Source organism: Candidatus Pelagibacter sp., from assembly GCF_052049775.1.
Lineage (GTDB): Bacteria > Pseudomonadota > Alphaproteobacteria > Pelagibacterales > Pelagibacteraceae > Pelagibacter.
Genome location: NZ_JBNGZH010000012.1, coordinates 1 through 2,525, shown reverse-complemented (window position 1 = coordinate 2,525; position 2,525 = coordinate 1). Strand labels below are relative to the sequence as shown.

4 protein-coding genes are annotated in these 2,525 nt (G+C 29.8%); 1 reads left to right on the top strand and 3 read right to left on the bottom strand.

From position 1 onward, the window contains the following. On the top strand, positions 1-290 hold a 290-nt coding region (locus tag ACTT83_RS02550; RefSeq protein WP_440918608.1), incomplete at its 5' end, for a DUF2155 domain-containing protein. Here ACTT83_RS02550 and accC read toward each other — a convergent pair. Genes accC through aroQ form a run of 3 tightly spaced genes read right to left on the bottom strand, consistent with a single transcriptional unit; the run spans position 287 to position 2,491 of the window. After that, positions 287-1,624, bottom strand: a complete 1,338-nt coding sequence (accC, locus tag ACTT83_RS02545; protein WP_440918607.1) for an acetyl-CoA carboxylase biotin carboxylase subunit — start codon at positions 1,622-1,624, stop codon at positions 287-289. The genes ACTT83_RS02550 and accC overlap by 4 nt on opposite strands. Further along, positions 1,624-2,055 carry an acetyl-CoA carboxylase biotin carboxyl carrier protein gene (locus tag ACTT83_RS02540; protein ID WP_440918606.1) on the bottom strand — a complete coding sequence of 144 codons (432 nt, stop codon included), beginning with the start codon at positions 2,053-2,055 and terminating at the stop codon, positions 1,624-1,626. The genes accC and ACTT83_RS02540 overlap by 1 nt, the downstream gene beginning before the upstream one ends. Continuing rightward, positions 2,042-2,491, bottom strand: coding sequence for a type II 3-dehydroquinate dehydratase (gene aroQ, locus ACTT83_RS02535; RefSeq protein ID WP_440916618.1), 450 nt, complete (start codon positions 2,489-2,491; stop codon positions 2,042-2,044). The genes ACTT83_RS02540 and aroQ overlap by 14 nt, the downstream gene beginning before the upstream one ends. Positions 2,492-2,525: the final 34 nt, after the last annotated feature.

Genomic DNA, 2,525 nt, shown 5'->3' with positions numbered 1-2,525 from the left:
ATTATACTAATATAAAAATTTTAGATAAAATTTCTTCGAAAAATATTTTGATAAAACTCAAAAATGGAGAACCAAAAAAATATAAAGATCTTCTTATTAGAAGTATGAAGTGTAAAAATTCTGAATTTGATGATAATCCAGAAATTACAGCTTATGTTCAAGTGAGTGATTTAACAAATAAAAACAAAGATGATGTGTTTGTTTTTAATGGTTGGATGTTCTCATCAAGCCCGTCCATAACTCCATTTGATCACCCTGTATATGATATTTGGTTAGTAAGTTGTTATTAATCTATTTTTTCATTATCTAACCAACTTACATTGAAATTTGATTCAATGAATTTTTTATGATTTAAAAGTTTTTTGTGTAAAGGTATTGTTGTTGTAATACCCTCAATAACAAATTCATCCAATGATCTATTCATTCTTTGAATTGCTTCTCCTCTATTTCTGCCATGACAAATTAGTTTACAAATCATGCTATCATAATATGGAGTTACTTTATAACCTTGAAATATTGCTCCATCTACTCTTGTTCTAAAACCAGATGGTTGATGACACATTCCGATAGTACCTGGAGATGGCTGAAAATTTTTTTCTGGATCTTCAGCATTTATTCTACATTCAATAGCATGGCCTCTAGGATTTATATCTGATTGTTTAAGTGCTGTTTCACCAGTAAAAGCAATCCATATTTGTTCTTTAATTATATCTATTCCAGTAACCATTTCTGTAACAGGATGTTCGACCTGAACTCTTGTATTCATCTCTAAAAAATAAAATTTTCCATCTTCATATATGAATTCTACCGTACCAGCTCCTTGATAGCCAATTTTTCTAACCATATTTACAGTTTTATTAAATAAATCTTTCCTTATTTCATCATTTAAAACTGGACTTGGAGTTTCTTCAATTAATTTTTGATGTCTTCTCTGAACAGAACAATCTCTTTCATGCAAGTGAATTGTTGCATTTTTTCCAGCTAAAATTTGAACTTCTATATGTCTTGGATTTTGAAAAAATTTTTCTATATAAACTTCATCATTACCAAAATATTTTTTTGCTTCAGATTTTGCTGTAGAAAATAGTGTCTCAAAATCCTCCTCTTTTTGAACAATTTTCATACCTTTGCCTCCTCCACCTCCAGAGGCTTTAATTAAGACCGGGAAACCAATTTTATTACACAATTCTTTTGCTGCAGCCACATCTCGAACACCACCCTCAGACCCCTCTATGACAGGTAATCCATTTTCTTTTGCAATTTTTTTTGCTTGAATTTTATCTCCCATCATTTCTATATGTTTTGCAGAAGCACCAATAAATTTGATTTTATTCTCTTCAAGTATCTTTGCGAAGTTTGCATTTTCAGATAAAAAACCATAACCAGGATGAACTGCCTCAGCATTAGTTAAATCTATAGCTGATAAAAGTGCAGGAATATTTAAATAACTATTAGCCGGTTGATGAGAGCCTATACAAACACTTTCATCTGCTAATTTTACATGCATACTTTCTCTATCTACGTCAGAATGAACAGCAACAGTAGAAATTCCCCATTCTTTACAGGCTCTTATAATTCTAACTGCAATTTCCCCACGATTTGCAATCAAAATTTTTTTAAACATTATTCTAAAATGATAAGAGTTTGGCCAAATTCAACAGGTTGACCATCAGCTACAAGTATCTTTTTTACTATTCCATCAGAACTTGAGGGGACATGATTCATAGTTTTCATAGCCTCCACAATCATAACGGTGTCGCCTTTTTTTATTTTCTTTCCAACCTCTACGAATTTTTTAGCTCCTGGTTCAGGTGCATGGTAAGCAGTGCCAATAATTGGTGATGTAACTTCAATACCAGATATATTATTTTGACTTTCCATATTTTTATCTGAGCTTATTTCTTTAGATAAAGTTTGATTTGTTTGATTATTAATTGAAATATTATTTTTCGAGACTTTTATTTTGGTATCTTTTTCAGTGTATTCCAGTTCAGTAAGATTAAATTCATCCAAATAATCACTTAACTCTTTTATTATTTTTTTATCTATTTTCATTTTGGATTAGCTTTTGCATTGAAATTATGGCTAAAATATAACCATCAGCATTTAGGCCAAATATTCCACCAGTAACTACGTCACTTATTAAAGATTTTTTTCTAAATTCTTCACGTTTATAGATATTTGAAATATGCACTTCAATAATAGGTTTTTTAAAAATTTCTAAAGCATCTCTAATTGCAATTGAGGTGTGCGTAAATGCAGCGGCATTAATTATTATACCATCAAATTTTTCTCTAGCATTTTGAATTATATTGACCAATTCCCCCTCAACATTTGATTGTGCAAATTCAGTCGAAAGCCCTAATTCTTTTGATTTTGCCAAGCATTTTTCTTTAAGTTTGTCAAAAGTGATCGATCCATATTGTGATTGTTCTCTTTCACCTAATAGATTAATATTTGGACCATTAATAATAATTATTTTATTATTCATTCAGCTTTTATAAACGATGAAAAAAAAAATAAAA

Excerpts from the sequence above, each read along its gene's own strand:
- aroQ (WP_440916618.1), bottom strand. The coding sequence starts at position 2,491 with ATGAATAATAAAATAATTATTATTAATGGTCCAAATATTAATCTATTA.
- accC (WP_440918607.1), bottom strand. The coding sequence starts at position 1,624 with ATGTTTAAAAAAATTTTGATTGCAAATCGTGGGGAAATTGCAGTTAGA.
- ACTT83_RS02540 (WP_440918606.1), bottom strand. The coding sequence starts at position 2,055 with ATGAAAATAGATAAAAAAATAATAAAAGAGTTAAGTGATTATTTGGAT.